Below are 26,551 nucleotides of genomic sequence, written 5' to 3' on the forward strand. Positions count from 1 at the left end.
GGTTCTTCCACGTTCAACTTGGCATTTTTTAAAACCCGATGGCTGCCGACGCTCAAGAAACTTCAACACGGGTGAGCGCAGATATTTTTTCACACTGAGATGTAGTACATGTCCTACACTCATTTCCGTGAACCGTAGGCTCCATGAGGGGCCAACACACCCAAACGCATGGAGGGCATCGGATGATCAACTGGCGCAACACGAAAATCCCCAAACTTGAGGGTGAGGACAAGATCACCACTATTTATGAGATGGTCATTAACCACACCTACCAGCTAGGCTTTGAATATTGCTCATTTACGATGAGCCCCCAGCAACCGACTAATCCAACAAAACCCATTAACTTAAACAACTATCCAAATGAGTGGAACACGCTTTATAAGCAAGCGCACTTTTTTGAAATTGATCCTATCGTCGCCCACTGCAAGCGCAGCGTAATGCCGATTGTGTGGGATGAGAAAGCCTTCAGCAGCACGCCAAATTTATGGTCGTTGGCCCAATCATTTGGTCTGCATTTAGGCTGGACTCAAGCAGTGCATGACTTTCATGGAATGTTCAGCATGCTGACGCTGGGTCGCAGTACCGGCGAAGTCAGCCCTGAAGAACTGTACGAGAAAGCTGGCCAGGTGATGTGGCTGTGCCACGCGATGCATGCAGTGATGGCACAAAAATATGCCGACGCACCGAACATCACTGCGCCGTGCAAATTGACCCCGCGAGAAACAGAAATCCTCAGATGGTCGGCCATGGGCAAAACGGCCTGTGACATCGCCACGATCCTGTGCCTGTCAGAGCGCACCGTGGGCTTTCATATCAGCAGTTGCCTGAAGAAGCTTGGGGTCAGCAACAAGATCGCCGCCGTGCTGTGTGCCTCCAAAGCAGGGCTGTTTTAACAGCCTGGAAACATCGCATGTAATCCCTCCGAAAAAAAAGTAACATTTGCAGCCCATTCTGAGTGTTGACGCAGCCCCTAGCGGGAGCCGCCTCGCCGTACACTCAGGCAGTTGCGCCGGCTGCCCACGCCCGCCAGCACCCATCGATGACCCAGAGCCTCCCCCGCCATGCCCCTGCTTGACAGCCCCTTCGCCCAGCTCGACCTGATCCGTCAGCCCGCGCAACACAATGACCCGCTGCAAGCCTTTGATGCTGCCGACGAGTACCTGCTCAGCCACTTGGCCGAGCAGCAGCCCGGCGCTGCAAACCGCGTGTTGGTGCTTAATGACAGCTTTGGCGCCCTGGCGGCAAGCCTTCAAGGGCGGTTGCAGGTTACGTCCAGCGGCGACTCGTTTCTGGCAGCCCAAGGCCTTGAGAAGAACCTGGTGCGCAATGGCAAGGCGTTTGATGCGGTGCCGTTTGTGCCTGGCAGCCACGTGCCGGCGGGGCCGTTTGATTGGGTGCTGATTCGCGTGCCGAAAACCCTGGCCTTGCTCGAAGAACAACTGATCCGCCTGCAGGGGCAGTTGGCGCCGGGCGCGCACGTGGTTGCCGGGGCGATGGTCAAGCATTTGCCACGCGCCGCCGGCGAGTTACTGGAACGCTACATCGGCCCGATGCACGCCTCGCTGGCGGTCAAAAAAGCCCGCCTGCTGATCGCCACGGTGGAGGCTCGCCCCGTTGCAGTGTCGCCCTACCCGAGCCGTTACATCCTCGACACACCGGCCATTACGTTGCTGAACCACGCCAACGTGTTCTGCCGCGAAGGGCTGGACATCGGCACGCGCGCCTTCCTTCCACATTTGCCGACAAACCTGGGCAGCGCCCGCGTGGCAGACCTGGGCTGCGGCAATGGCGTATTGGCGATTGCCAGTGCCCTGCAAAACCCCGACGCGCAGTACACGCTGGTGGATGAGTCGTACATGGCGGTGCAGTCTGCGCTGCAAAACTGGCAGGCAGCCCTCGGCGCACGCGATGTGTCAGTGCGCGCCGACGATGGCCTGGCTGGCCAGGCGCCAGAATCGCTGGACGTGGTGCTGTGCAACCCGCCGTTTCATCAGCAGCAAGTGGTCGGCGACTTTCTGGCCTGGCGCATGTTCCAGCAGGCGCGCGAGGCGCTGGTGGTCGGTGGCGCGCTCTACATCGTCGGCAACCGTCACTTGGGTTATCACAGCAAGCTGGCGCGGTTGTTCCGTGGCGTCGAGCAAGTCGCCGCCACGCCAAAGTTCGTGATTCTCAAAGCGCGCAAATAAAAAAAACCCTGCCGATCTTGCGAGAGGCAGGGCTGAAAGCCGGGCCGCAAAGCCCGGATTGGGATGTCAGTGGGTAGTCAAGCCGGCCGCGTTCATAAACATGCGCATCAGGCTGGCGACGATAAACAAGGCCAGCACGCTGCCGGTCCAGATCATCGCCAGCCACCCCAAGCGCCGCCACAGCGGCTGTTTCTCGGCCTGTTCGATCTCTTGCAATGTAGGTTTGCTGGCCATGGTACGCGCCTCCTAGTGATAACCGTCTTCGTGGGTGACCTTGCCGCGGAACACGTAGTAGCTCCAGAAGGTGTAACCCAGGATAAACGGGATGATAAACAGCGTGCCCACCAGCATGAAGCCTTGGCTCTGCGGCGGCGCGGCGGCTTCCCAGATCGAGACTGACGGTGGAATGATGTTCGGCCACAAGCTGATCCCAAGGCCGCTGTAGCCGAGAAATATCAGCACCAGCGTCAGCAGGAACGGCGTGTAGTGTGCATGGCGCGCCACCGCGCGGATCAAGCCGTACATGGTCACCAGCACCAGAATCGGCACCGGCAGGAACCAGAACAGGTTCGGCAGGGTGAACCAGCGCGAGGCGATCTCGGGGTGCGCGAGCGGCGTCCACAGGCTGACGATGGCGATCACCGCCAACACCACAAAGGCCAACGGCCGCGCCAAATTGTGCATCTGCTCTTGCAACTTGCCTTCGGTCTTCATGATCAGCCAGGTGCAACCGAGCAAGGCATACGCAACCACCAGGGCAACGCCGCAGAACATCGTGAACGGCGTGGCCCAGTCGAGCGAGCCACCGGCAAACTGACGATTGACCACCGGGATACCGTCGATAAACGCACCGAGCGCCACGCCCTGGAAGAACGTCGCCGCAATCGAGCCACCGATAAACGCCTTGTCCCACAGGTGACGTTTATCGTCCTTGGCCTTGAAGCGGAACTCGAAGGCCACGCCGCGAAATATCAGCCCGATCAGCATCAGAATCAGCGGCAGGTAAAGCGCCGACAGCACCACCGAATAGGCCAGCGGGAACGCGCCGAACAATGCCGCGCCGCCGAGTACCAGCCAGGTTTCGTTACCGTCCCAGACCGGCGCAACGGTGTTCATCATCACGTCACGGTCGACCTTGCCCGGAATAAACGGAAACAGGATGCCGATACCCAGGTCGAAGCCGTCCATCACCACGTACATCATGATGCCGAAGATGATGATCACGGCCCAGATCAGCGGAAGATCAATACCCATCTCAATGCCCCTTGTGCTGGAGGTGGTCGTGGTCGTCATCGCTGCCATCATCGGCAGCCGACAATGGCCGCGCCGGGGTGCGCTTTTGACCTGGGCCACCGTGGGTCGGCTCGGTGCTTTCGTGGGTCACAGGACCTTTGCGGACCAGGCGCATCATGTAGCCTAAACCGGCGCCGAACAGTGCGAAGTACACCACCACGAACAGCACCAGGGTGATCGTCATCTGCACCAGGCTATGCCCCGACGAGGCATCCGCCGTGCGCATCAGCCCGTAGACCACCCACGGCTGACGGCCGATTTCGGTGGTGAACCAACCGGCCAGAATCGCGATCAAGCCGGATGGCCCCATCCACAACGCCAGGTACAGGAACGGTCTTGAGGTGTACATTTTTCCGCCGCGGCGCAGCCACAGGCTGAACAAACCGGTGAATATCATCAGGAAGCCCAAGCCAACCATGACCCGGAACGACCAGAACACGATGGTCGAGTTGGGGCGGTCTTCAGGCGGGAAGTCCTTGAGCGCTGGCACCTGTTTGTCCAGCGAGTGGGTCAGGATCAGGCTGCCGAGGTACGGAATCTCGACCGCGTATTTGGTTTTTTCGGCTTTCATGTCGGGCCAGCCGAACAGGATCAGCGGCGTCGGCTCGTCGCCGACATTCTCCCAATGGCCCTCAATGGCGGCGATTTTCGCCGGTTGGTGCTCAAGGGTGTTCAGGCCATGGAAGTCACCGATCACCGCCTGAATAGGTGCGACGATCAGGGCCATCCACATCGCCATCGACAGCATGGTGCGAATCGCCGGGCTGTCTTTGCCACGCAACAAGTGCCAGGCCGCCGACGAACCGACGAAGAACGCCGTCGCCACAAACGCCGCAGTGGCCATGTGCATCAAGCGGTAGGGGAACGACGGGTTGAAGATCACCGCCAGCCAGTCGGTAGGTATCACCCGGCCATCGATGATTTCAAAGCCCTGCGGCGTCTGCATCCAGCTATTGGAGGCAAGAATCCAAAACGTCGAGATCAGTGTGCCGACGGCCACCATCACCGTGGAAAAGAAGTGCAGCTTGCGCCCGACCTTGTTCCAGCCGAACAGCATGACCCCGAGGAAACCTGCCTCAAGGAAAAACGCCGTCAGCACTTCGTACGTCAGCAACGGCCCGGTCACGGCACCGGCGAAGTCCGAGAAGCGGCTCCAGTTGGTGCCGAACTGGTAGGCCATGACCAGGCCTGAGACCACACCCATGCCGAAGTTGACGGCAAAGATCTTCGACCAGAAATGGTAGAGGTCACGGTAGGTATCGTTATGGGTCTTGAGCCACAACCCTTCCAGCACCGCGAGGTAACTGGCCAGGCCGATGGTGATCGCCGGGAACAGGATGTGGAACGAGATGGTGAACGCGAATTGAATTCGGGCGAGATCTAGCGCCTCCAAACCGAACATAAGTCTTCCTCTGTCAGGTAATACCGGCTGCCGGCGAGAGCCTGCACCCACTGCCCCCACGGATATGGAGTGTGGCGAATTTCAATTCGTTTCTTTTATTAGCCATCACGCGGGGATTCTGGCCTTGCGGCCGCCAGACCAATTCCACGGCCGGTTTTGATCTGGATCAAGCATTGTTCAAAGAGTAGTCCCATTTTGGCTGCAGGACGGCGTGGTCTTTTGCCGCGTGACAGCTTGCCTCAGCCTGGCGGGCATTAAACCCTTGCAACTATTTGTTACAGCTTGATGCTAATCTCGCGACTCCTTCCGATCCAGATCTGAATGCCTGATGCCTAGTGAACCTGTGTTGCTGTTGCGTCACCACCGCCCTTTCATCGCGTTCTGGCTGGCCCGTATTTTTACCGCCAGCGGCTTTCAGATGCTCACCGTGGCCATTGGCTGGAACCTCTACCAACTGACCGGCAACGTGCTGGACCTGGGTTTGGTGGGCCTGGTGGAATTCATACCGCGCGTGCTGTTCATGCTGCACACCGGCCACGTGGCTGATCGCTATGAGCGGCGCAGAGTCGCCGCCATCTGCCAGACCGTGCAGGCGCTGATTGCCTTGTCGCTGGCCATCGGCGGGCTGACCGGCAACGTGACCCGCGAGATGATCTTTATCCTCGCCTTCCTGCTCGGCGCCTCGCGCTCGTTTGAAATGCCCACCACCCAGGCGTTGCTGCCGAGTATCGTGCCCGCCGCGCTGTTTCCGCGCGCGGTGGCCGCGTCGCAATCGGCGCAACAACTGGCCACCATCGTCGCGCCGGCGCTCGGCGGTTTGCTGTACGCGTTTGGCAGCGTGTGGGTGTATGGCCCGACCGTGGTGCTGTACTTGATCGCCTGCGTGCTGATGCTCAACCTGCCCGCGCGCCAGACCCCGCTGAACAAAGCCAAGGCGACGATGGATTCGTTGCTGGCCGGGATTCGCTTTATTCGCAGCCGCCAGGACATTCTCGGCGCGATTTCCCTCGACCTGTTTGCCGTATTACTCGGCGGCGCCACCGCCTTGCTGCCGGTGTTCGCCAAGGATATTTTGCTGACCGGCCCTTGGGGGCTGGGCCTGCTGCGCTCGGCACCGGCGGTGGGCGCGTTGTTGATGTCGCTGTGGCTGGCGCGCTTCTCGGTCGACCGCAACGTCGGCCGGGTGATGTTTACCGCCGTGGGCGTGTTCGGCGTGGCAACCATCGCGTTTGGCTTGTCCACCTCGTTCTGGTTTTCGATGGCCGTGCTGGTGGTATTGGGCGCCGCAGACATGATCAGCATGGTGATCCGCGCCTCGTTTGTGCAACTGGAAACCCCGGATGAAATGCGCGGCCGGGTGAGTGCGGTCAACGGCCTGTTTATCGGCGCATCCAACCAATTGGGTGAGTTCGAGTCAGGCATCACCGCCCACTGGTTTGGCACCGTGCCCGCCGTGGTCATGGGCGGCATCGGCACGCTGGTGGTGACAGGGGTGTGGATAAAACTGTTTCCGACGCTGGCCAACCGCGACCGCATGCATGTGCCGGTGGAAGAACCGACTAAGCCCGGCGCCTGAGCCAATCCGGCAACAAGCCCCCTCCCCCAGTTGGACCAAGTGCATCTGTGGAATACGGTCAAACTGTGGGAGCGGGCTTGCTCGCGATGGCGATAGACCAGATAGCTTATGCGTCGACTGAAACTCCGCTATCGGGAGCAAGCCCCCTCCCACATGTTGCATCTCCAGGATTTGGAAGAAGTGCCTTACAACACCTTATCGAGGGTGATCGGAAAGTCGCGCACGCGCTTGCCGGTGGCGTGGTAAATCGCATTCGCCACCGCTGCCGCGACCCCGACAATGCCAATCTCACCCACACCTTTGGAACCCAGCGCATTGACAATTTCGTCGTGCTCTTCCACAAAAATCACGTCAATCTCGCCAATGTCGGCATTCACCGGGATGTGGTATTGCGCCAGGCTATGGTTCATGTAGCGCCCCAGTTGATGGTCGATTTGGGTCTCTCCCACAGTTCGACCCTGTGCATCTGTGGAATACGGTCAAACTGTGGGAGCGGGCTTGCTCGCGATGGCGATAGACCAGATAGCTTATGCGTCGACTGAAACTCCGAGTGCATCTGTGGAATACGGTCAAACTGTGGGAGCGGGCTTGCTCGCGATGGCGATAGACCAGATAGCTTATGCGTCGACTGAAACTCCGCTATCGGGAGCAAGCCCCCTCCCACATGTTGCATCTCCAGGATTTGGAAGAAGTGCCTTACAACACCTTATCGAGGGTGATCGGAAAGTCGCGCACGCGCTTGATCGGGAGCAAGCCCCCTCCCACATGTTGCATCTCCAGGATTTGGAAGAAGTGCCTTACAACACCTTATCGAGGGTGATCGGAAAGTCGCGCACGCGCTTGGCGGTGGCGTGGTAAATCGCATTCGCCACCGCTGCCGCGACCCCGACGATGCCTATTTCACCCACACCTTTGGATCCCAGCGCATTGACGATTTCGTCGTGCTCTTCAACAAAAATCACGTCAATCTCGCCGATGTCGGCATTCACCGGGATGTGGTATTCCGCCAGGCTATGGTTCATGTAGCGCCCCAGTTGATGGTCAATTTGGGTCTCTTCATGCAACGCCATGCCAATCCCCCAGACCACGCCGCCGAGAATCTGGCTACGCGCCATTTTCGGATTGACTACGCGCCCAGCCGCAATTGCGCTGACCACCCGGCTGACCTTGATGGTGCCGAGGTCTTCATCCACGCGCACTTCGACAAACACCGCCGAATGCGTGGCCGTGGCGTAACCCTCACGTTTCTTGTCGGGCTCACTGTCGACCTGAACTTCCAGGGCGTCCTCACCGCCGTCCTTGACCAATTGCGCCAGTGACACACTGACGTCGCCGGTGTGCAGTTTGCCGTCTTCAAAGCGCACCGATTCGGCCTCTTTGAATACCGGGTAGGTCTTTCGGGCGATGCTCAGCAGTTTCGCGGTCAAGGCTTCGCACGCTTGCTGCACCGCAGTGCCGACCGACGACACGGTGAACGAGCCACCCTGCAACGGCGCGGTGGGCAGTGACGAGTCGCCGAGCAAAAAGCTGATGTCGGCCATCGCCACGCCACTCGCCTGCGCCGCAATTTGCGTCATCACCGTGTAGGTGCCGGTGCCAATGTCGGTGGTGGCGCTGCTCACGGTCAGCTTGCCTTGCGCATCGATACGCGCCTTGGCGCTGGCCTTCATTTGCATGGCTTCCCACACGCCGCCGGCCATGCCCCAGCCGATCAACTGGTTACCGTCACGCATGCTGCGCGGTTCCGGGTTGCGCTGGCCCCAGCCGAAACGCTCGGCGCCTTCGCTGTAACACTCGCGCAAGGCTTTGCTCGACCAGGGTTTGTCTTCGGCCTGGTTGCGCTCGGCGTAGTTGATCAGGCGCAGTTGCACCGGGTCCATGCCCAAGGCGCAGGCCAACTCATCCATGGCGCATTCCAGCCCGATCACGCCCAACGCGGCGCCCGGTGCGCGCATGTCCAGTGGGGTGAACACATCCAGCGGCACCAGTTTGTAGGTCAACTGCACGTTGTCGCAGTGGTAGAGCATGCCGCTCCACTCCACCACGTGCTCGCTGAAGTCTTCGAAACGCGAGGTTTGGCCGATTGCGGTGTGCCCCAACGCCAGCAGGCGACCGTTGGCGGCAGCGCCCATCTGCAAACGCTGCAAGGTGCGTGGGCGGTAACCGAAGGTAAACATCTGTTGGCGGGTCAGGGTGACGCGCACCGAACGCTTGAGCGCAAGCGATGCCATCACGGCCAGCGGCAGTTGGTATTGCGGGCGCAGGCCCGAGCCGAAAGCACCGCCGACGAACGCAGCAAAAATGCGTACCTGGCTTTTATCCAGCCCGAAGACTTTTTGCACATAGGCCTGACAGTTCTGCGGGCCTTGGGTTTTGTCGTGGATATGCAGGGTGCCATCCGCTTGATACAGCACGGTGCTGGCGTGCGGTTCCATCGGGTTGTGATGTTCGATGGGCGTGCTGTAGTGCGCATCCAGGCTGACGGCGGCAGCGGCCCATTCGGCCTGGAAGTTGCCGCGCGGCTCAGGCGGCGTTTGCGGCGAGGGGTGCGCCTGCGCCTGCAGGGCCACCAAGTCGGTTTCAAAGGCTTCGCTTGCGTACTCAATCTCCACCAAGGAGCCTGCGTGCCGCGCCAGCTCCAGGTTATCGGCGATTACCAGTGCCAGCGGCTGGCCGCTGTAGAGCACACGGTCGTTATACAGCGGGCGAAACGGTGAGCCGTCGGCGGCATCGGCGTCGGCGAACGCGTCATCGTAGCTGGCAATTTTGGGCCGGTTGAGGTGATCAAGCACCATCACCACGCCCGGCAGCGCTAACGCTTTGGAGGCGTCGATGCGCAGCACGCGGCCTTTGGCGATGGTGCTGGAGACCACGCTGCCATGCAGCAAGTCTTTGTCTGGAAACTCACCGGCATAGCGCGCCTGGCCTGTGACCTTGAGCAGACCGTCAACGCGGTCCAGAGGTTTACCGATAGCGCTCATGAGCGTTCTCCTGCGACGGCGGCGTCGCTGAGGGCGCGAATAATTGCGCGGCGCGCCAGCTTGACTTTGAAAGCGTTGTGTTCCAGCGGTTCGGCGTCTTGCAGCAGAGCGTCGGCGGCGGCGCTGAAGGTCTCGCGGCTGACGGTCTGGCCGATCAGCGCGGCTTCTACCGCACGGTCGCGCCATGGCTTATGCGCCACACCGCCGAGGGCCAGGCGGGCGTCGACGATAGTGTCACCGTCCAATTGCAGCGCGGCGGCAACCGAGACCAAGGCGAACGCATAAGAGGCACGGTCGCGAATTTTCAAGTAGTGGCTGTGACTGGCCAAGTGGTCGGCGGGCAGTTCGATGGCGGTGATCAGCTCGTCGTCGGCCAATTGGTTGTCGCGCTGCGGCGCATCACCGGGCAGGCGATGGAAGTCCGCAAACTCGATAACACGCGGGCCACCACGGCCCTCCACGTGCACCCGCGCTTGCAGCGCTGCCAGCGCGACGCACATGTCTGAAGGGTGCGTGGCCACGCACTGCACGCTGGCGCCGAGAATCGCATGAATGCGGTTCAAGCCGGTGCGCGCCGGGCAGCCCGAGCCGGGTTCGCGCTTGTTGCAGGGCACGGTGGCGTCATAGAAGTAGTAGCAACGCGTGCGCTGCAACAAGTTGCCGCCGGTGCTGGCCATATTGCGCAGTTGTGGCGAGGCACCCGCCAGGATCGCTTGCGACAGCAACGGGTAGCGCGCCTCGATCAGCGGGTGCCAGGCCAGGTCAGCATTGCTCACCAGGGCGCCGATCATCACGCCGCCTTCTGCGGTGGGTTCAACCCCTTGCAGCGGCAAGCCGGTGATGTCGATCAAGTGTTCGGGGCGGCTGATGTTCTCTTTCATCAGGTCCAGCAGGTTGGTGCCGCCTGCAATAAACCGTGACACCGCACTGCTCAAATGCACCGCCTCGTGCACATCGGCGGGTTTGCTGTACTGGAAAGGGTTCATGGCTGGCCTCCCTGCGTGCGGCAGGCCGGCAAGGCATCTTCGATAGCGTCACGAATGTTGCTGTAGGCACCGCAACGGCACAGGTTGCCGCTCATCAGTTCCTGGATTTGCGCGGTGTCGTGGGCACGGCCTTCATTGGCCAGGCCAACGGCGGAGCAAATTTGGCCGGGGGTGCAGTAGCCGCACTGGAAGGCGTCATGTTTGATAAACGCTTGCTGCATCGGGTGCAACTGGTCGCCGTTGGCCAGGCCTTCAACGGTGGTCAACTCGGCGCCGTCGCACATCACGGCGAGGGTCAGGCAGGCGTTCACGCGTTTGCCGTCGCGCAACACGGTGCAGGCACCGCATTGGCCGTGGTCGCAGCCTTTTTTGCTGCCGACCAGGTCCAATTGCTCGCGTAACAGGTCGAGCAATGTGGTCCAGGGCAACACATCCAGTTGGCGTTCCTGGCCATTCAGGGTCAGGCGTATGGAGTGACTGACGAACGGTTTGGCCGCCGCGCCATTAGGGGTTGCGCTCATAAACACCTCACGGGTTGGTGTACATCCGCGGCGTTCAGGGAAGTCGCCGTCTCAGGGGTACGACTTCCCGTGGGTTTGAGCGTTCAAGAGAATTGATCAGCGGATATTAAGCAGGGTTTTCAAGGTATGTTGCGGGCCGTTGATCGAGGAATTGCTGTATTGGAACCAGCCTTGGGCTTCGACATTCAGGTCAAACACATAGATGTAGCCCATCACCGTGCCTGCGCCATTGCATGCCTGGCTGATGGTGCCGACCTGGCACACCGGCGTGCGTTGCCCGTTCAACTCCGCGCCGTCGAAGCGGCCCATCGGGTTGTTGCCCAGCCCCACCTCCATCACCGAAACCCTGGTAGGCCCACGGTGAGTGCACATTTGGGTGCTGGTCGCGCGCTCGGGGATGGTTTCGGTGCAACGCGCCGATTCGACCTTGAACACGCGCACCTCGCTCAACGCCGGTGCAGTCGCGCCCCACGTCGGTGCCACCGGCCCCAGGCCGATCAGGGCGAACAGAGCTAGACTGCCAGCGCTGGCTTTTTTCATGCTGTGAACGACCCCTTGGTGAACGTCGCTGCAGTATGCCTCAAGGCCGTGTACCCACAAAACCAAGCCTATGCGCCATTGGCCTTCGGCTGCTGGTATGATGCGCCGCTTTTTCCGATCCTCTCTGAAACCACAGGCGCTTGGCGCAATTTGTGCTTTGACTTAGAGGTCAACAAATAACGACGCAAAATAGCGTCACAGGGAGCCGGCATGCTGGAAAAGCTGTTTCAATTAAAGGCACACAACACCAACGTGCGCACCGAGATACTGGCGGGCATCACGACCTTTTTGGCCATGGCCTACATTCTGTTCGTGAACCCGAGCATCCTCGGCGAAACCGGCATGGACAAGGGCGCGGTGTTTGTCGCGACCTGCCTCGCCGCCGCCATCGGTTCAACCGTGATGGGCCTGATCGCCAACTACCCGATCGCGCTGGCGCCGGGCATGGGCCTCAACGCTTTCTTCACCTACACCGTGGTGCTGCACATGGGCCACACGTGGCAAGTGGCGCTGGGCGCGGTGTTTATTTCGGCGGTGCTGTTCTTCCTGCTGTCGATCTTCCGCATCCGTGAGTGGATCATCAACAGCATCCCCCTGCCCCTGCGCTCGGCGATTGCCGCCGGTATTGGCCTGTTCCTGGCGCTGATCGCCCTGCACAACGCCGGTATCGTGGTCAGCAACCCGGCCACCATGGTGGGCATGGGCGACCTGAAACAACCCGCACCGATTCTCGCCACCCTGGGCTTCGTGCTGATCGTAGCGCTGGAAGCCCTGGCGGTACGCGGCGCAGTGCTGATCGGTATTCTGGCAGTGACCATCGTGTCCATCGCCCTGGGGTTCACCCCGTTCGGCGGCGTGACTTCGATGCCACCTTCGCTGGCGCCGACCTTCCTGCAGCTGGACATCAAAGGCGCACTGGACATCGGCCTGGTCAGCGTGATTTTTGCCTTCCTGTTCGTTGACCTGTTCGACAACTCCGGCACCCTGATCGGCGTCGCCAAGCGTGCCGGCCTGATGGGCAAAGACGGCCACATGCCGAAAATGGGCCGCGCGCTGATCGCCGACAGCACCGCCGCCATGGCCGGTTCGCTGCTGGGCACCTCGACCACCACCAGTTACATCGAATCCGCTGCGGGCGTGAGCGCCGGTGGCCGTACCGGTTTGACTGCCATCGTGGTCGCGATTCTGTTTTTGCTGGCGCTGTTCTTCTCGCCATTGGCTGCCAGCGTTCCGCCTTTCGCTACCGCGCCGGCGCTGCTGTTTGTGGCCGTGCTGATGACCCAGGGCCTGGCGGAAATCGACTGGGATGACATTACTGTGGCAGCGCCGGTGGTGATCACTGCCCTGGCGATGCCCTTCACTTACTCCATCGCCAACGGCATCGCCTTCGGTTTCATCGCCTGGACCGCCATCAAGCTGCTTTCGGGCCGCTACCGTGAGCTGAACCCGGCACTGGTGATCCTGTCGATTCTGTTTGTGATCAAGCTGGGCTGGTTTAACGCATGACTTTTGACGCCGCACGCTACACCGCTCAACTGCAAGACAAGGTCACGCGCTTGCGTGACCTGCTGGCACCGTTCGACGCGCCAGAGCCAGAGGTTTTCGATTCGCCGCTGCAGAACTTCCGCCTGCGCGCGGAGTTTCGCCTGTGGCGCGAAGGCGGTGAGCGCCACTACGCGATGTTTTCCCAGGACGACAAGCGCACGCCCATCCTGATCGAAGAATTCCCCATCGCCAGCGCGCGCATCAACCAGTTGATGCCGCAACTCAAGGCCGCCTGGCAAGCCAGCGCCGCCCTGAGCCACAAGCTGTTCCAAGTGGAGTTCCTGACCACCCTGGCCGGCGACGCGATGATCACCCTGTGCTATCACCGCCCGCTGGACGAGCATTGGCACACCGCCGCGAACGCCCTGGCGGCGCAGTTGAACGTGAGCATCATCGGCCGCTCCAAGGGCAAACGCGATGTGATCGGCCACGACTACGTGGTGGAAAAACTCGAGGTCGGCGGCCGCACGTTCAGCTATCGCCAACCCGAAGGCGCGTTTACCCAGCCCAACGGCACGGTGAACCAGAAGATGCTCAACTGGGCGTACGCAGCCTTGGGCGATCGCACCGATGATTTGCTTGAGCTGTACTGCGGCAACGGCAACTTCACCCTGCCGTTGGCCACCCGCGTGCGCAAGGTGCTGGCCACCGAAATCAGCAAGACGTCGGTGAATGCGGCCTTGAGTAACCTGGATGAAAACGCAGTGGGTAACGTCACCCTGGTGCGCCTCTCCGCCGAGGAACTCACCGAAGCGCTCAACGAAGTACGCCCGTTCCGCCGCTTGCACGGCATCGACCTGAAAAGCTACGAATTCGGCAGCGTGTTCGTCGACCCGCCACGTGCCGGCATGGACCCGGACACCTGCGAGCTGACCCGGCGCTTCGACACTATCCTGTATATCTCCTGCAACCCGGAAACGCTGGCGGCGAACATTGCGCAACTGCATGACACGCACCGCATTACCCAATGCGCGATGTTTGACCAGTTCCCGTGGACGCACCACATGGAATCGGGCGTGCTCCTAACCCGCCGCTAAGCGCTCTCACGTTTCCTTGCGTGGCCGCCCGCCCTTCTTGCCATTGGCGCGGGCGGCGGCGGTTTTGGCCGCGCTGCTTTTACGCCCATTGCGCGATGCGACCAGGCTTGCGGCCAAGTCCATCAAAGGCTGGCTTGTGGCGACCAGCCCGGTAATCGAAACATCCAGATCGCGCGCTTCACAGCACAGCGCCTTGCCGCCAAAACCCACCTCCAACTGCTGAAAATCCTCCTGAGAAAAGCCTTCGAACTCCGGTAGCCCGGCCACCGGCAGCATGATGCGGCTGCCGTCGCTGAAACCAATGGAGATGCAGTTGTCTTCATGCCGCACATTGCTGGCGTTGGCGTACAAACGCTTCAATTTGCGCCCACGGTCGATTGCCTTGTCGACGTCGGCCTCAGTGAGCGGTACATCGGGTAAAACGTTGGCCTTTACGATCTGTTTCATAAGTCGATCTCCACAGAACCCGGCGCCCTGACCAGATTCAAAATTGTTTTCTGCCCCACCACATCGTGGCGGGCACATGCGATCACATAAACACCGCGCTGAATGATCAACCCAGGCAACACTTCTGCGTTTTCCCAATCCCAGGAATGATTCTCCAGGCAAACCGTTTGCAGCTTCTCCCACCAGATTCGGCGGGCACGCGCCAAGTAGTGCGGCTGCAGCAGCGCCTTGCGTACGCCCTCAAGCACCGCTGTCGGCGGTCGCCTGCGTTCAGGGTCTACGTCCCACAACTGCACTTTCCCATTCAGAAAATTGAAACCAAAGCGCGCGTCCCATTCCTTGCCCCTGACATGCACGTGGGGCGGGCAATGCTCGTCCCTGAGAAACACCGAAATCACACATCCTTTGTAAGCACCTACTTTCATCGTAACCCATCCGTTAGGTTATTTTCGGTCAGGTAACAATTTTCTTGTATCACCCGACAACCGGCGCCTTTATCCGAGCACTGGTTCACAGGGTAGTCACGCAGCGCGCGACGGCGAATCTGGTCTTGTAACCACTCATGCCGAGGCTGCGAGAAACGCCTGTGAGTGATTAAAGGTTCGATAATCGAACACATGCAGCATCAATCTTGAGCGACTGATTGACCCAATTAACCATCTGGTACATTTTATTTGCACAACGAACAATAAGTCTGGAGACACCCTGATGCAGCCCATCGTGCTGGTGCTTAACGGCCCCAACCTCAACCTGCTCGGCACCCGCGAGCCCGCCACCTACGGCCATGAAACCCTGGCCGATGTCGCCGCGCTGTGCGGCCGCAGCGCGGAAAAACTCGGACTCAAAATAGAATTTCGCCAGACCAACCACGAAGGCGAGTTACTCGACTGGATACACGGCGCACGCGCGCGTTGCGCCGGTATCGTGATCAACCCGGCGGCCTGGACGCACACGTCGGTGGCGATTCGCGATGCGTTGGTGGCCAGTGAAGTGCCGGTGATCGAAGTGCACCTTTCCAACGTGCACGCGCGTGAGGCGTTTCGGCATCACTCGTTTGTGTCGCCCATCGCCAAGGCGGTGCTCGCAGGCTTTGGCAGCCACGGCTACCATTTGGCGCTGGAACACTTCAGCCACACGTTGAAAGGATCAGGCCAATGAAGCCGCGCATTCTCGCCGGGCTGATCGGCGCGGGTATCCAGGCCTCCCGCACACCCGCCCTGCATGAGCAGGAAGGCGATGCGCAAGGCCTGCGCTACCTGTATCGCCTGATCGATCTGGAACCGCTGCAACTGAACATCACTGCCCTGCCCGACCTGCTGGACGCCGTCGAGCTGATGCAGTTCACCGGGCTGAACATTACCTACCCGTGCAAACAGGCGATTCTGCCGTTACTCGATGAATTGTCCGACGAGGCGCGTGGCATTGGCGCGGTCAACACCGTGGTGTTCAAACACGGCAAACGTATCGGCCACAACACCGACTGCCTGGGATTCGCTGAAGGCTTTCGCCGCAACTTGAGTGATGTCGCACGTCAACGCGTAGTGCAGATGGGCGCCGGCGGTGCGGGCGCGGCGGTGGCGCATGCGCTGCTGGCCGAGGGTGTGCAGCACTTGAGCATTTTTGACGTGGACGTGGCCCGCGCCCGCGACCTTGTGGATAACCTTGCGCAACGCTTCGGCGGCGGTCGCGCTCAAGTCGGCAGTCACCTGGAAAACGCCATGGCCGAGGCGGATGGCCTGGTGAACACCACGCCGATGGGCATGGCAAAATTGCCCGGCACACCGGTACCAGCGGCCTTGTTGCGGGCTGAATTATGGGTCGCGGAGATCGTCTATTTCCCGCTGGAAACCGAGCTGCTACGCGATGCCCGCGCGCTGGGTTGCCGCACACTGGACGGCGGCAACATGGCGGTGTTTCAAGCGGTGAAGGCGTTCGAGTTATTCAGTGGCGAGGCGCCCGATGCGCAGCGCATGCTGGCGCACTTCCAGAGCATGAATACCTGAGTGGAGGGGGCGTGCCCCCTCACATATTGAGTGCATTCAGGCCTGCAGGTAACGCATCACAGACTCACAAATCATCTCCCGATGCCGCTGTTTAATCGCCTCGTCCGACAGCTCGATCTGAAAGATCTCACTGAACGTATGGCGGTTGGACACCCGGTAAAAGCTGAACGAGTTGATCAGCAGGTGCACGTCCAACGGCTCCAGCCCTTCACGAAACAACCCCATCTCGGCGCCGCGTCGCAGGGTAACGCCCAACGATTCAAGGATGTTGCTGTTCATCGCCTTGATCGAATCCGAACGCTTCACGTATTCGGCATTGTGGATATTTTCGATGCTCACGATGCGCACGAAATCCACGTTCTGGTCGTGGTGATCGAAGGTGAACTCGACCAGGCGGCGGATCGCTTCGCGTGGCTCAAGCTCGGTGAGGTTCATGCGCGTTTCGGTGTTGCGAATGTCGCCGTAGAGCTTCTCCAGCACCTCGAGGTACAACTGCTCCTTGCTGCCGAAGTAGTAATAGATCATGCGTTTGGAGGTGTGGATGCGCTCGGCGATTGCATCCACGCGAGCGCCGGACAGGCCCTGCTGAACAAACTCGACGATGGCTTCCTGAAGGATGTTTTCGCGGGTCTTTCCGGGGTTGTTCTTACGACCCTTACGCGGTGCGTCTGACACCGCGGGGAGTTCGGGACTCGAAGTCATGGGGCGCTCACAGCCTGTGTTATGCAGGCGGTGATTATGCGGCGCGGCGCTCGCCGAAGGAAGCACCCGCCCCGCCGTTATAGCCGCGCCTGACGCACCGCACCGCTGCGCGATTTGGCCATCGCCGCCAGGCGCACCGCCACGTTGGCCGCGCCGTAGCCGGCATAGCCATTCTTGCGCTGGATGATCTCGAAGAAAAACCGCCCCTCGAACGGCTCGGTGTAGACGTGAAACAACTCACCGCCCTGAGCGTCACGGTCGTACAGCACGTTGTAGTACGCCAGTTCGCTGAGGAACTCGTCGTCGAAATCAAACCGCGCCGCCAGGTCGTCGTAATAGTTAAGCGGAATATCCAGCAACGGCACGCCGGCCTCTTTGGCCCGGCTGACCTCGGCGAAAATATCCGCGCAGTCGAACGCAATGTGATGCACGCCCGAGCCGCGATAGCTCGACAGCGCGTGGGAAATCGCCGTGTTGCGGTTTTCGGAAATATTCAGCGGCAACCGAATCGAGCTGCAGCGGCTACGCAGCGCGCGGCTTTTCACCAAACCGTAAGGGTCGGGCAGCACCACTTCGTCATCGGCTTCAAAATCCAGCAGGCTTTTATAAAACAGCACCCAACTGTCGAGGCTGTCGGCCGGCAGGGCCATCGCCATATGGTCGATGCGCAGCAGGCCGCCGCTCGAAGCCGTTGCGGTTTGCAGCGTGAAGTCGGTGTCGTACAGCCCGCCTTCGCTCTGATCCACCAGGTAAATCAGGCTGCCATCCGGCGCGCGCACCGCCGCCAATTCAAGCTCATTAGGCCCGACCAACCCGCGATAAGGCTGGCCTTTAAAGGCCACCGCCCGCTCCAGCGCCTTGGCACTGTCGTTGACCCTAATCGCGGTGGCGCACAACGACGGCCCATGCGCTTCAAAAAAGTTATGCGCGAAAGAATACGGTTCGCTATTGAGGATCAAATTGATGTCGCCCTGGCGCAACAGGCTCACGCTCTTGGAGCGGTGCTGCCCGGCCTTGACGAACCCCATGCGCTCCAGCCATTGCGTGAGCTTGGCGCCGAGGTTTTCGTCCACGGCAAATTCGAGGAATTCGATGCCGTCATATTCGCTGGCGGCCGGGGTATCAAACAGTATCTCGACCGGCGCGGCAGGCTGTTCCTGCGCCAGGCGTTGGCGGGTTTTCTCTTCCAGGTACAGCAGCGAGCGCAAGCCGTCCGCCGCATTCGCCCGCGTCGGCGCGGCACGGAAACCGTCGTTGAAAATTTCCAGCGACAACGGCCCGGTGTAACCACTCTTGATGATCGGCGCCAGAAAGCCCGCCAAGTCAAATTCGCCCTGGCCGGGGAAGCAGCGAAAATGCCGGCTCCACTCCAGCACATCCATGGCCAGGATCGGCGCGTCGGCCATCTGCACAAAAAAGATTTTGTCGCCGGGGATGTCGGCGATGGCGCTCGGGTCGCCTCTCAACGACAGCGTGTGAAAACTGTCGAGCAGCACACCCAGGCTTGGGTGATCAACCTGACGCACCAGGTTCCACACCTGCTGCCAGGTGTTCACATGCTTGCCCCAGGCCAGCGCTTCATAACCAATGCGCAGGCCACGCCGGCCAGCGTGCTCGGCCAACAGGCCAAGGTCGTCGAGTAAAATGCGCTCATCGCCCACGCAATCAGCCGACGAGTTGCTGCACACCAGCACCAGGTCGGTGCCCAGCTCTTGCATCAGATCGAATTTACGCTCGGCACGCTCCAGGTTGCGCGCCAAGCGGTCACGGCGGCAGCCTTCAAAGTCGCGAAACGGTTGGAACAAGGTGATAGCAATGCCCAGGTCGGCGCACATTTGCTTAACTTCGCGCGGGCTGCCGTCGTAATACAGCAGGTCATTTTCAAAAATTTCCACGCCATCAAACCCGGCAGCCGCGATGGCTTCGAGTTTTTCCGGCAAGGTTCCACTCAAGGAAACGGTGGCAATGGAGCGTTGCATGGGGCGACTCCCGGCATTTGAGGCTCGTCTTATTTACGGCAAATTATTCGCCGCTAAACTGTACACAGCAATTGAAATGTACGAACCGGTTAGTTTTTTGGGCGATTATCGAACAAAATGGCAATCGGCGAATTGACGATTTTTTAGCCACTGCGCACCATCGACGACGCAACCCTCATAGAAAAAAAGACCCAGAACACACCATAAAAATTTCAAAAAACGGGTACGACCTCATGCCTCTGCAAAATTCCGCCCTGGCCGCGCGCCCAGGCAACCCGCACGCCGGCATCGGCGACAAGATTCGCGGTGCCCTGGCCGTGGGTAAAACTCGCTGGGGCATGCTGGCCCTGGTGTTCTTCGCCACCACCCTGAACTACATCGACCGTGCCGCACTGGGCGTGATGCAACCGATTTTGGCCAAGGAGATGAGCTGGACGGCGATGGACTACGCCAACATCAACTTTTGGTTTCAGGTCGGCTACGCCATCGGTTTCGTGCTGCAGGGCCGCCTGATCGACCGCGTCGGCGTAAAACGCGTGTTCTTCTGCGCCGTGCTGCTGTGGAGCCTGGCCACGGGCGCCCACGGCCTGGCCACTTCGGCCGTAGGTTTTATGGTGTGCCGGTTTATCCTCGGGCTGACCGAGGCCGCGAACTACCCGGCGTGCGTCAAGACCACGCGGCTGTGGTTCCCGGCCGGTGAACGCGCGGTGGCCACCGGTATTTTCAACGCCGGCACGAATGTCGGCGCCATGATGACGCCGATGCTGCTGCCGTTGATTCTTCACGTGTGGGGCTGGCAGGCGGCGTTCCTGTGCATGTCCGCACTTGGCGGCATCTGGCTGCTGTTCTGGGGTTTGAAGTACTACAACCCAGAAGACCATCCGAGCGTTAAACAGTCGGAACTTGCCTACGTGCAACAGGAAGTCGAGCCGCCGCAACCGAGCGTGCCCTTCAGCCGTATCCTGCGCATGCGCGGCACCTGGGCCTTTGCCATCGCCTACTCGCTGACCGCCCCGGTGTTCTGGTTTTACCTGTATTGGCTGCCGCCGTTTTTGAACCAGCAATACAACCTGGGCATCAACGTGACCCAAATGGGCATCCCGCTGATCATCATTTACCTGACCGCCGACTTCGGCAGCGTGGGCGGCGGCATTCTGTCGTCGTTCCTGATTGGCCGCGGGATGAACTCGATCAAGGCGCGGCTGCTGTCGATGCTGCTGTTTGCCTGCTGCATCGTCGGCGTGATCATGGCCGCAGGTTCCAGCCAACTGTGGGTTGCGGTGTTCGCGATTTCGCTGGCCATCGGCGCGCATCAGGCCTGGACCGCCAACATCTGGAGCCTGGTGATGGACTACACGCCCAAGCACATGATGAGCACGGTGTTTGGTTTCGGCGGCATGTGCGCAGCCATCGGCGGCATGTTCATGACCCAGATCGTCGGCCATATCCTCACCGTCACCCACAATAACTACACCGTGCTGTTCACGCTGATACCGGCGATGTACTTCATTGCGCTGACGTGGATGTACTTCATGGCGCCGCGCAAGATACCCAGCGTAGACGTGTGATTCAGCGCCGCCGCTGCTGCCAGGCAGCGGCTAACCCGCTCAGGCAGATAACCCCGATGCCGACCGCCGTGGTCATGTCGGGGGTATGGCTGAACACCAGCCAGCCCAACAACCCCGCAAACACGATCTGGCAATAGCCAAACGGCGCCAGCAAGGCTGGCGCCGCGAAGCGGAACGCCTGGGTCAGCATCAAGTGTGCGGTCATCCCGCAGGTGCCCAGCGCCAGCATCAACACGCCATGCCACAGCGTCGGGATTTGCCAGAAGAACGGCACCATCGCGCTCATCACCACGGTATTGCACAGGCCGGCGAAAAAGTTGCTGGTGGTGGGGGTGTCGTATTTGCTCAGGATGCGCGTGAGCAGTTGGTAAAAGCAGAAGAACATCGCCGAGCACAGCGGCAGCAACACCGCAGGCGTGAACAGCTCGCCGCCGGGATGGATGATCACCAGCACGCCGATAAACCCGCAGATCACCGCCAGCCATTGGCCACGCGTGACATGCTCGCCGAGCAAGGGCACCGACAATGCGGTCACCAGAATCGGCGCCAGAAAGTTCACTGCCGTAGCTTCAGCCAGCGGGATGTAATGCAGCGCCGTGGTGAAAAACAGGCTGGTGCCCAACAGGCACAACGCCCGCACCAACTGCATGCCCGGCCGCTTGCTGCGCAATACACGCAGGCCCGATTGCGGCAGGAAGATGCCCGCCATCAACACCGTGTGCACCAGGTAACGCGCCCACACCACCATCACAATCGGGTAAAACCCCGCCAGGTACTTGGACAAGGCGTCGTGGCTGGAAAACAGAAACGTCGCCACCACAATCAGCAAAATACCTTTGAAGGGGTGGTTGACGCCGGAGAGCGGTGTACTGACAGTCATTGGGTTCTCTTGCGTGGCGGGTTGAACGCTGGGGCACTCAACCCGTTACTCTAGCAGCCGGGCCTGCGTCTGCCCCAAGAGCATAACCAAACGCCGTGCGAACAGCGCACTAAATCACCTGATTCGAGTCCAACGCTGCAGGTTTGCTCGCGCGTTGCGTACTTTTTAACCAAGGCCCTGCCGCTATGAAAAAAACACTGTTTATTCTTTCTGCCGTCGCCCTGCTCGCCGCGTGTAATCAGGAAACGAAAGAAGCCCCCAAACCCGCCCCCGCGTCGGTGCAAGCGACCCTGGTGCCGAACACCCCACCGACCGATAAGTGGGTGGGCAAGTGGGTGGGCGTCGAAGGCCTGTACCTGACCATTGCCAAAGACGACAGCATTGGCCGCGGCCACTACCTCTTGACCATGCAATACGGGGTCGACGCCGACGATTCGGGCACCTTCAAAGGTGAAGCCAACGAAGATGGCATCACCTTTACCCGCCCGGACGGCCCGCAACAACTGAGCGCCGGCGACGGTGAAGCGACGGGTTTGAAATGGCTGGCGGATAAAAAAGACTGCCTGATTGTCGATACCGGCGAGGGCTACTGCCGCGATTGAGCAGGCTTTGCTGACACACCCTTCAACAGGCGCCATGCCTGCGCACCCACAACACTGTTCCCAAGGTTTATCGAGAGGATTGCTTCATGCTATGGAAAAAAGGCCGACGCAGCGACAACGTGGTAGATGCCCGCGATGACAGCGGCAGTGGTGGCGGTGGCGGCATGCGTTTTGGCGGCGGCAAGGGCCTGAGCCTCACGGCGATTGTGCTGATTGTGGGTATCGGCTGGCTGACCGGCCAGGACCCGATGCAGATCCTCGGCCAGTTGACCGGCCAGATGGAACAGGCACCCACGGCCAGCACCCAATCGCGCCAGGCACCAGCGGCCAACGATGAGCAGGCCGACTTTGTGCGCGCCGTACTCGGCGATACCGAAGACACGTGGGGCCAGGTGTTCAAGGAAAACGGCCTGACCTACCAGAACCCGAAACTGATTCTGTTCCGTGGCCGGGTCAATTCCGCCTGCGGTGGCGCGACCTCGGCGAGCGGCCCGTTTTATTGCCCGGCCGACCAACAGGTGTACCTGGACCTGGATTTCTTCCGGGAAATGTCGCAACGCTTCCAGGCCGCCGGCGATTTCGCGCAGGCCTACGTGATCGCTCACGAAGTCGGGCATCACGTGCAAACGTTGCTCGGCATATCCTCGAAGATCCAGGCTGCGCGTCAACAAGGCCGGCCGATGCAGGGCGATGGCGGTCTGTTGGTACGCCAGGAGCTGCAAGCGGACTGTTTTGCCGGCGTGTGGGCCAACCGTGCGCAAAAGCGCCTTAACTGGCTGGAGCCCGGTGACATTGAAGAAGCATTGAACGCGGCCAACGCCATCGGCGATGACCGTTTGCAGCAACAGGGTCAAGGGCGCGTGGTGCCGGACTCGTTTACCCACGGCACCTCGGCGCAGCGGGTTCGCTGGTTCAAAACCGGCTTCGCCCAAGGCCAGATCACTCAATGCGATACCTTCGCCGCCAAGAGCCTCTAAATGAAAAAACGATTGGGTTTGCTGTTGGGCGTGTTGATCACCTGCGCGCCTTTCATTTGGGCAGCCGAGAAAGAACACGGCGTCAAAGACGTCAGCCCTGATCGTTTGCACCTGGAGGCTGGCGACCTCAGCGTGGGCCTGAGCCAGGACTGGCGCCAGCCGCTGCCCAACGTTACCCGTGCGCTGATCATCGTGCACGGTCGCCTGCGCAACGCGCAGACCTACCTGCACAGCGGTGAATCTGCCGCCGAGCATGCCGGGCTTGGCGCCACGACACTGGTGATCGCGCCGCAGTTTTTGAACGCCTCAGACGTGAAGCGCAACCACTTGGGCGACCAAGTGCTGCGCTGGAATGGCAACGACTGGATGGCTGGCGAGCCGTCGACCGGCCCTGGCCAGGTCAGCTCCTATGGCGCGCTCGACCACATCATCAAACACTTGGGCAACCGCACGCTGTTCCCGGCTCTGAAAGAAATCGTGGTGGCCGGCCACTCCGGCGGCGGCCAAGTGGTGCAGCGTTTCGCCCTCACCGGCCACGACCACCCCCTGTTGAAAACCGAAGGCATCAGCCTGCGTTACGTGGTGGCGAACCCATCGACCTACGCCTACTTCAGCGCGCAGCGCCCGGTGAAGTTCGACCCAGCCAGTTGCCCTGGCTTCAACGACTGGAAGTACGGCATGCAACACCTGCCGGCCTACGCCGACGGCCAGAGCGCAACGCTGCTTGAGCAGACTTACGTGTCGCGCAACGTCACCTACCTGCTCGGCCAGCAAGACACCGACCCGAATCACCCGGCGCTGGATAAAAGCTGCGAAGCCGAAACCCAAGGCGCGTATCGGCTGATTCGCGGGCACAATTATTTTGACTACCTGAAAGCGCGGCATCCACAGCTCAGCCACACGCTGGTGGAAGTGCCGGGGGTTGGGCATAACGGCGACGGGATATTCACTTCGCCTGAAGGGAAAAAGGCGTTGTTCGCACAGTAGAAATAACTGAAAAAACTGGATCAACCTGTGGGAATCAAATTGTGGGAGGGGGCTTGCTCCCGATGGCGGTGGGTCAGCTACACATGTTCTGACTGAAACACCGCTATCGGGAGCAAGCCCCCTCCCACAGTTGATCTCCAGTGTCTAAAGCCAGAGCCAGGGCTAGAGCCAGAGCTACAGCTACAGCTACAGCTACAGCTACAGCTAAAGCTAAAGCTGGCGCTGGATCATCCGGTGCAAGGCCGCACAATCCTCAGCATGCCAGTCTGCAAGCTCCGGCCACGGGTTTTCCGGCAGATTCACCAGCACCGTCTTTGCCCCCGCTGCCCGCCCGCAATCCAGGTCAAAGCGGTAATCCCCAACCATCACCATGTGCGTGGGCGAAACCTCCCAAGCCGCCGCCAGCTTCAGCAAACCACCGGGGTCAGGCTTGGGCGGCGCGTCCTCACGCCCCAGCACATCGTCAACCGCAAAGCAGTCCGCCAAGCCAATCGCCTCCAGCGTGACGTGCGCCAACTCGCGCGCATTGCGCGTCAAAATGCCCAGGCGATAGCCACGCTCGGCCAGTTCGCGCACCAGCGCCACCGCGCCTTCAGCCGCCACCGAACCCAGCGCCAACTCGCGCTCATGCTCAAGCAGCCAGGCATGTTTGGCCGCCGCGACATCCGCCGGTAACGCCGCCAAATGCGTGAGAATGTCGTCTTCGGGCGGGATGTCGAGGGCCACGCGAATCGCCGCAAAGTCATGCACGGCCACCGTGAGGGTGCCGTCCATGTCGAACACCCAGTGCTTAACGTGCGACAGGCTCATGACCAATCCTTGCGATGGCGAATCAAGCCTTCCTGCGTCACCGACGCCACCAGTTGCCCGGCGCGGTTGTACACGCTGCCGCGTGAGAAACCGCGCGAATTACCCGCCCACGGGCTGTCCATCGCGTAGAGCAACCAGTCATCGGCGCGCAAGTCGGCGTGAAACCACAGCGCGTGGTCGAGGCTGGCGACTTGCATGTCTTTTTGCCACACGGTTTTGCCATGCGGCAGCAACGAGGTGGTGAGCAGGCCGAAGTCCGAGGCATAGGCCAGCAGGTACTTATGCAGCGCGGGCGAGTCGGCCAGCGCGCCGTCTGCGCGAAACCACACGTATTTGACCGGGTCGGACGGCTGCGGGTTGAACGGGTCTTTTTCGGTGACCGGGCGCACTTCGATCGGCTTGGGGCACAGCAACTTGTCGCGCATGTGCTCGGGGATCAGGTGCGCGCGCTGTTTGGTCAGCTCAAGCTCCGACGGCAGGTTTTCCGGGCCGACCACCACCGGCATGGTGGTCTGGTGCTCAAAGCCTTCCTCGTCATATTGAAACGACGCGCTGCAGGTAAAAATCGGGTTGCCTTTCTGAATCGCCGTGACCCGCCGCGTGCTGAAACTGCCGCCATCGCGCACCCGGTCCACCGAATACACCACCGGCAACGCGGCATCGCCCGGGCGCAAAAAATAGCCGTGCAAGGAATGCACGTGCCGCGCTTCATCGACGGTTTGGCTGGCGGCCGACAACGACTGGCCCAGCACCTGGCCGCCGAACAGTTGGCGAAAACCCAGGTCTTGGCTGCGGCCGCGAAAGAGGTTTTCCTCGATCGGCTCCAGGGTCAGCAAGTCCACTAGGTCTTCCAATACTTGGCTCATTGAGCAACTCCTACAACAATCGATAAGGCATTCCGGGCTGCTTATCCATGCAGCGTGTCCAACCATTGGGCGCGGGTGATGCGGTACAAAACATGGTGGCGCAGCGGGTTATCGGCTGCGATTTTGGGGTGTTCAAAGTCTGCCTGGGGAGCGTAATGCATACCGATGGCTTGCATGACTTTTTGTGATGGCAAATTGGTTTCGGTGGTGAAGGCGAGAATTTCGTCCAGCTGCAACCGGTCAAACCCACAGCGCAGCGCAGTCCAGGCCGCTTCACTGGCGTAACCCAAGCCCCAATGCTCGCGGGCCAAGCGCCAGCCAATCTCTACCGCCGGCACAAAGTCGGCTTCAAAGCTGACATTCTGCAGCCCGGTGAGGCCGATAAACTCGCCGGTGTCCTTGCGCTGCAAGGCCCAAAAACCGAAGCCATATTCGGCGAAGTGGCCGCGAATCCGGCCAATCAACGCGGCGCTTTCCAAGTGGCCCAACGTGGCAGGGAAATAGCGCATCACCTGCGAGTCGGCGCACATACGCGCAAATTCCGGCAGGTCGCTGTCGCGCCATTGGCGCAGCACCAGGCGTGCGCTTTCCAATTCGAGTATCGGCTCCATGGGTCCCCTCCCTTGCGATGTGCGTGAGTGTACAGCGCTGTTAAGATCCTTC

The 26,551-nt window shown here is 60.5% G+C and carries 26 protein-coding genes and 1 pseudogene; 11 read left to right on the forward strand and 16 right to left on the reverse strand.

From position 1 onward, the window contains the following. The first annotated feature begins 182 nt into the window (after nucleotides 1-182). Together AO240_RS02320 and AO240_RS02325 are read left to right on the forward strand one after the other, a co-directional pair. Entirely contained in the window at nucleotides 183-893 is a 711-nt protein-coding gene (locus AO240_RS02320) for a LuxR family transcriptional regulator (RefSeq protein ID WP_099235013.1), read from the forward strand. Between the two features lie 168 nt (nucleotides 894-1,061). Continuing rightward, nucleotides 1,062-2,186 carry a methyltransferase gene (locus tag AO240_RS02325; protein ID WP_099235014.1) on the forward strand — a complete coding sequence of 375 codons (1,125 nt, stop codon included), beginning with the start codon at nucleotides 1,062-1,064 and terminating at the stop codon, nucleotides 2,184-2,186. Between the two features lie 66 nt (nucleotides 2,187-2,252). Here the strand turns inward: AO240_RS02325 and AO240_RS02330 are convergent, their stop codons facing one another. From AO240_RS02330 to AO240_RS02340, 3 genes are read right to left on the reverse strand one after another with little or no spacing between them, the layout of a single operon-like run. After that, complete coding sequence (locus tag AO240_RS02330) at nucleotides 2,253-2,420, reverse strand: DUF2474 domain-containing protein (protein WP_099235015.1); 168 nt, start codon at nucleotides 2,418-2,420, stop codon at nucleotides 2,253-2,255. Nucleotides 2,421-2,432: 12 nt separating this feature from the next. Further along, on the reverse strand, nucleotides 2,433-3,440 hold the full coding sequence (cydB, locus tag AO240_RS02335) for a cytochrome d ubiquinol oxidase subunit II (RefSeq protein ID WP_058415051.1): 1,008 nt from the start codon (nucleotides 3,438-3,440) through the stop codon (nucleotides 2,433-2,435). Between the two features lies 1 nt (nucleotide 3,441). Beyond that, complete coding sequence (locus tag AO240_RS02340; protein WP_099235016.1) at nucleotides 3,442-4,881, reverse strand: cytochrome ubiquinol oxidase subunit I; 1,440 nt, start codon at nucleotides 4,879-4,881, stop codon at nucleotides 3,442-3,444. 328 nt (nucleotides 4,882-5,209) lie between these two features. Between AO240_RS02340 and AO240_RS02345 the strand changes: the two genes are divergently transcribed. Next, the gene (locus tag AO240_RS02345) at nucleotides 5,210-6,457 is read left to right on the forward strand and encodes an MFS transporter (RefSeq protein WP_099235017.1); all 1,248 of its coding nucleotides are present in this window, start codon (nucleotides 5,210-5,212) and stop codon (nucleotides 6,455-6,457) included. A gap of 185 nt (nucleotides 6,458-6,642) precedes the next feature. Here AO240_RS02345 and AO240_RS02350 read toward each other — a convergent pair. The 5 genes and pseudogenes from AO240_RS02350 to AO240_RS02370 all read right to left on the reverse strand — a co-directional run. Continuing rightward, nucleotides 6,643-6,900 (reverse strand): annotated as a pseudogene (locus AO240_RS02350) (xanthine dehydrogenase family protein molybdopterin-binding subunit); the annotation flags it as partial. 354 nt (nucleotides 6,901-7,254) lie between these two features. After that, on the reverse strand, nucleotides 7,255-9,438 hold the full coding sequence (locus AO240_RS02355) for a xanthine dehydrogenase family protein molybdopterin-binding subunit (RefSeq protein ID WP_099235018.1): 2,184 nt from the start codon (nucleotides 9,436-9,438) through the stop codon (nucleotides 7,255-7,257). Continuing rightward, on the reverse strand, nucleotides 9,435-10,424 hold the full coding sequence (locus AO240_RS02360; RefSeq protein WP_099235019.1) for a xanthine dehydrogenase family protein subunit M: 990 nt from the start codon (nucleotides 10,422-10,424) through the stop codon (nucleotides 9,435-9,437). The genes AO240_RS02355 and AO240_RS02360 overlap by 4 nt, the downstream gene beginning before the upstream one ends. Then, nucleotides 10,421-10,945, reverse strand: a complete 525-nt coding sequence (locus AO240_RS02365) for a (2Fe-2S)-binding protein (RefSeq protein WP_099235020.1) — start codon at nucleotides 10,943-10,945, stop codon at nucleotides 10,421-10,423. Before AO240_RS02365 ends, AO240_RS02360 begins: the two co-directional genes overlap by 4 nt. Nucleotides 10,946-11,041: 96 nt before the next feature. Then, a complete protein-coding gene (locus tag AO240_RS02370) occupies nucleotides 11,042-11,485 on the reverse strand; it encodes a DUF4879 domain-containing protein (RefSeq protein ID WP_099235021.1) in 444 nt (147 codons plus the stop codon). A 210-nt stretch (nucleotides 11,486-11,695) separates the two neighbouring features. On the opposite strand from AO240_RS02370, the gene AO240_RS02375 reads away from it, so the two are divergent. Further along, entirely contained in the window at nucleotides 11,696-12,991 is a 1,296-nt protein-coding gene (locus tag AO240_RS02375; protein ID WP_058413883.1) for an NCS2 family permease, read from the forward strand. Then, a complete protein-coding gene (gene trmA / locus AO240_RS02380) occupies nucleotides 12,988-14,067 on the forward strand; it encodes a tRNA (uridine(54)-C5)-methyltransferase TrmA (RefSeq protein ID WP_099235022.1) in 1,080 nt (359 codons plus the stop codon). Before AO240_RS02375 ends, trmA begins: the two co-directional genes overlap by 4 nt. Nucleotides 14,068-14,073: 6 nt before the next feature. On the opposite strand, the gene AO240_RS02385 is transcribed toward trmA, so the two are convergent. Together AO240_RS02385 and AO240_RS02390 are read right to left on the reverse strand one after the other, a co-directional pair. Then, nucleotides 14,074-14,514, reverse strand: coding sequence for a DUF2442 domain-containing protein (locus AO240_RS02385; protein ID WP_099235023.1), 441 nt, complete (start codon nucleotides 14,512-14,514; stop codon nucleotides 14,074-14,076). Beyond that, nucleotides 14,511-14,939: a DUF4160 domain-containing protein gene (locus AO240_RS02390; RefSeq protein WP_099235024.1), complete on the reverse strand. Its 429-nt coding sequence runs from the start codon at nucleotides 14,937-14,939 to the stop codon at nucleotides 14,511-14,513. Before AO240_RS02390 ends, AO240_RS02385 begins: the two co-directional genes overlap by 4 nt. Nucleotides 14,940-15,222: 283 nt before the next feature. On the opposite strand from AO240_RS02390, the gene aroQ reads away from it, so the two are divergent. Continuing rightward, nucleotides 15,223-15,672, forward strand: coding sequence for a type II 3-dehydroquinate dehydratase (gene aroQ, locus AO240_RS02395; RefSeq protein ID WP_058413879.1), 450 nt, complete (start codon nucleotides 15,223-15,225; stop codon nucleotides 15,670-15,672). Beyond that, nucleotides 15,669-16,517, forward strand: coding sequence for a shikimate dehydrogenase (locus AO240_RS02400; protein ID WP_099235025.1), 849 nt, complete (start codon nucleotides 15,669-15,671; stop codon nucleotides 16,515-16,517). Before aroQ ends, AO240_RS02400 begins: the two co-directional genes overlap by 4 nt. A 36-nt stretch (nucleotides 16,518-16,553) precedes the next feature. On the opposite strand, the gene AO240_RS02405 is transcribed toward AO240_RS02400, so the two are convergent. Together AO240_RS02405 and quiC are read right to left on the reverse strand one after the other, a co-directional pair. Then, entirely contained in the window at nucleotides 16,554-17,219 is a 666-nt protein-coding gene (locus AO240_RS02405) for a TetR/AcrR family transcriptional regulator (RefSeq protein ID WP_099235026.1), read from the reverse strand. A 77-nt stretch (nucleotides 17,220-17,296) separates the two neighbouring features. After that, nucleotides 17,297-19,198, reverse strand: coding sequence for a 3-dehydroshikimate dehydratase QuiC (gene quiC, locus AO240_RS02410; protein WP_099235027.1), 1,902 nt, complete (start codon nucleotides 19,196-19,198; stop codon nucleotides 17,297-17,299). 233 nt (nucleotides 19,199-19,431) lie between these two features. Between quiC and AO240_RS02415 the strand changes: the two genes are divergently transcribed. Further along, nucleotides 19,432-20,766, forward strand: a complete 1,335-nt coding sequence (locus tag AO240_RS02415; RefSeq protein ID WP_099235028.1) for an MFS transporter — start codon at nucleotides 19,432-19,434, stop codon at nucleotides 20,764-20,766. A gap of 1 nt (nucleotide 20,767) precedes the next feature. Here AO240_RS02415 and AO240_RS02420 read toward each other — a convergent pair whose 3' ends face one another. Beyond that, complete coding sequence (locus AO240_RS02420; protein WP_099235029.1) at nucleotides 20,768-21,646, reverse strand: DMT family transporter; 879 nt, start codon at nucleotides 21,644-21,646, stop codon at nucleotides 20,768-20,770. Nucleotides 21,647-21,831: 185 nt separating this feature from the next. On the opposite strand from AO240_RS02420, the gene AO240_RS02425 reads away from it, so the two are divergent. The 3 genes from AO240_RS02425 (at nucleotide 21,832) to AO240_RS02435 (ending at nucleotide 24,212) form a co-directional block, all read left to right on the forward strand. After that, nucleotides 21,832-22,248, forward strand: coding sequence for a membrane lipoprotein lipid attachment site-containing protein (locus AO240_RS02425; RefSeq protein ID WP_099235030.1), 417 nt, complete (start codon nucleotides 21,832-21,834; stop codon nucleotides 22,246-22,248). 86 nt (nucleotides 22,249-22,334) lie between these two features. After that, nucleotides 22,335-23,225 carry a neutral zinc metallopeptidase gene (locus AO240_RS02430; RefSeq protein WP_099235031.1) on the forward strand — a complete coding sequence of 297 codons (891 nt, stop codon included), beginning with the start codon at nucleotides 22,335-22,337 and terminating at the stop codon, nucleotides 23,223-23,225. Continuing rightward, nucleotides 23,226-24,212: a hypothetical protein gene (locus AO240_RS02435; protein ID WP_099235032.1), complete on the forward strand. Its 987-nt coding sequence runs from the start codon at nucleotides 23,226-23,228 to the stop codon at nucleotides 24,210-24,212. A 210-nt stretch (nucleotides 24,213-24,422) separates the two neighbouring features. Here AO240_RS02435 and AO240_RS02440 read toward each other — a convergent pair whose 3' ends face one another. From AO240_RS02440 to AO240_RS02450, 3 genes are read right to left on the reverse strand one after another with little or no spacing between them, the layout of a single operon-like run. Then, complete coding sequence (locus tag AO240_RS02440) at nucleotides 24,423-25,022, reverse strand: HAD family hydrolase (RefSeq protein ID WP_099235033.1); 600 nt, start codon at nucleotides 25,020-25,022, stop codon at nucleotides 24,423-24,425. Continuing rightward, nucleotides 25,019-25,888: an acyl-CoA thioesterase II gene (tesB, locus tag AO240_RS02445; protein ID WP_058413869.1), complete on the reverse strand. Its 870-nt coding sequence runs from the start codon at nucleotides 25,886-25,888 to the stop codon at nucleotides 25,019-25,021. Before tesB ends, AO240_RS02440 begins: the two co-directional genes overlap by 4 nt. A 41-nt stretch (nucleotides 25,889-25,929) precedes the next feature. Beyond that, nucleotides 25,930-26,499, reverse strand: a complete 570-nt coding sequence (locus AO240_RS02450; RefSeq protein ID WP_099235034.1) for a GNAT family N-acetyltransferase — start codon at nucleotides 26,497-26,499, stop codon at nucleotides 25,930-25,932. Nucleotides 26,500-26,551 lie beyond the last annotated feature (52 nt).

Source organism: Pseudomonas sp. ICMP 460 (assembly GCF_002723595.1).
GTDB classification, from domain to species: domain Bacteria; phylum Pseudomonadota; class Gammaproteobacteria; order Pseudomonadales; family Pseudomonadaceae; genus Aquipseudomonas; species Aquipseudomonas kitaguniensis.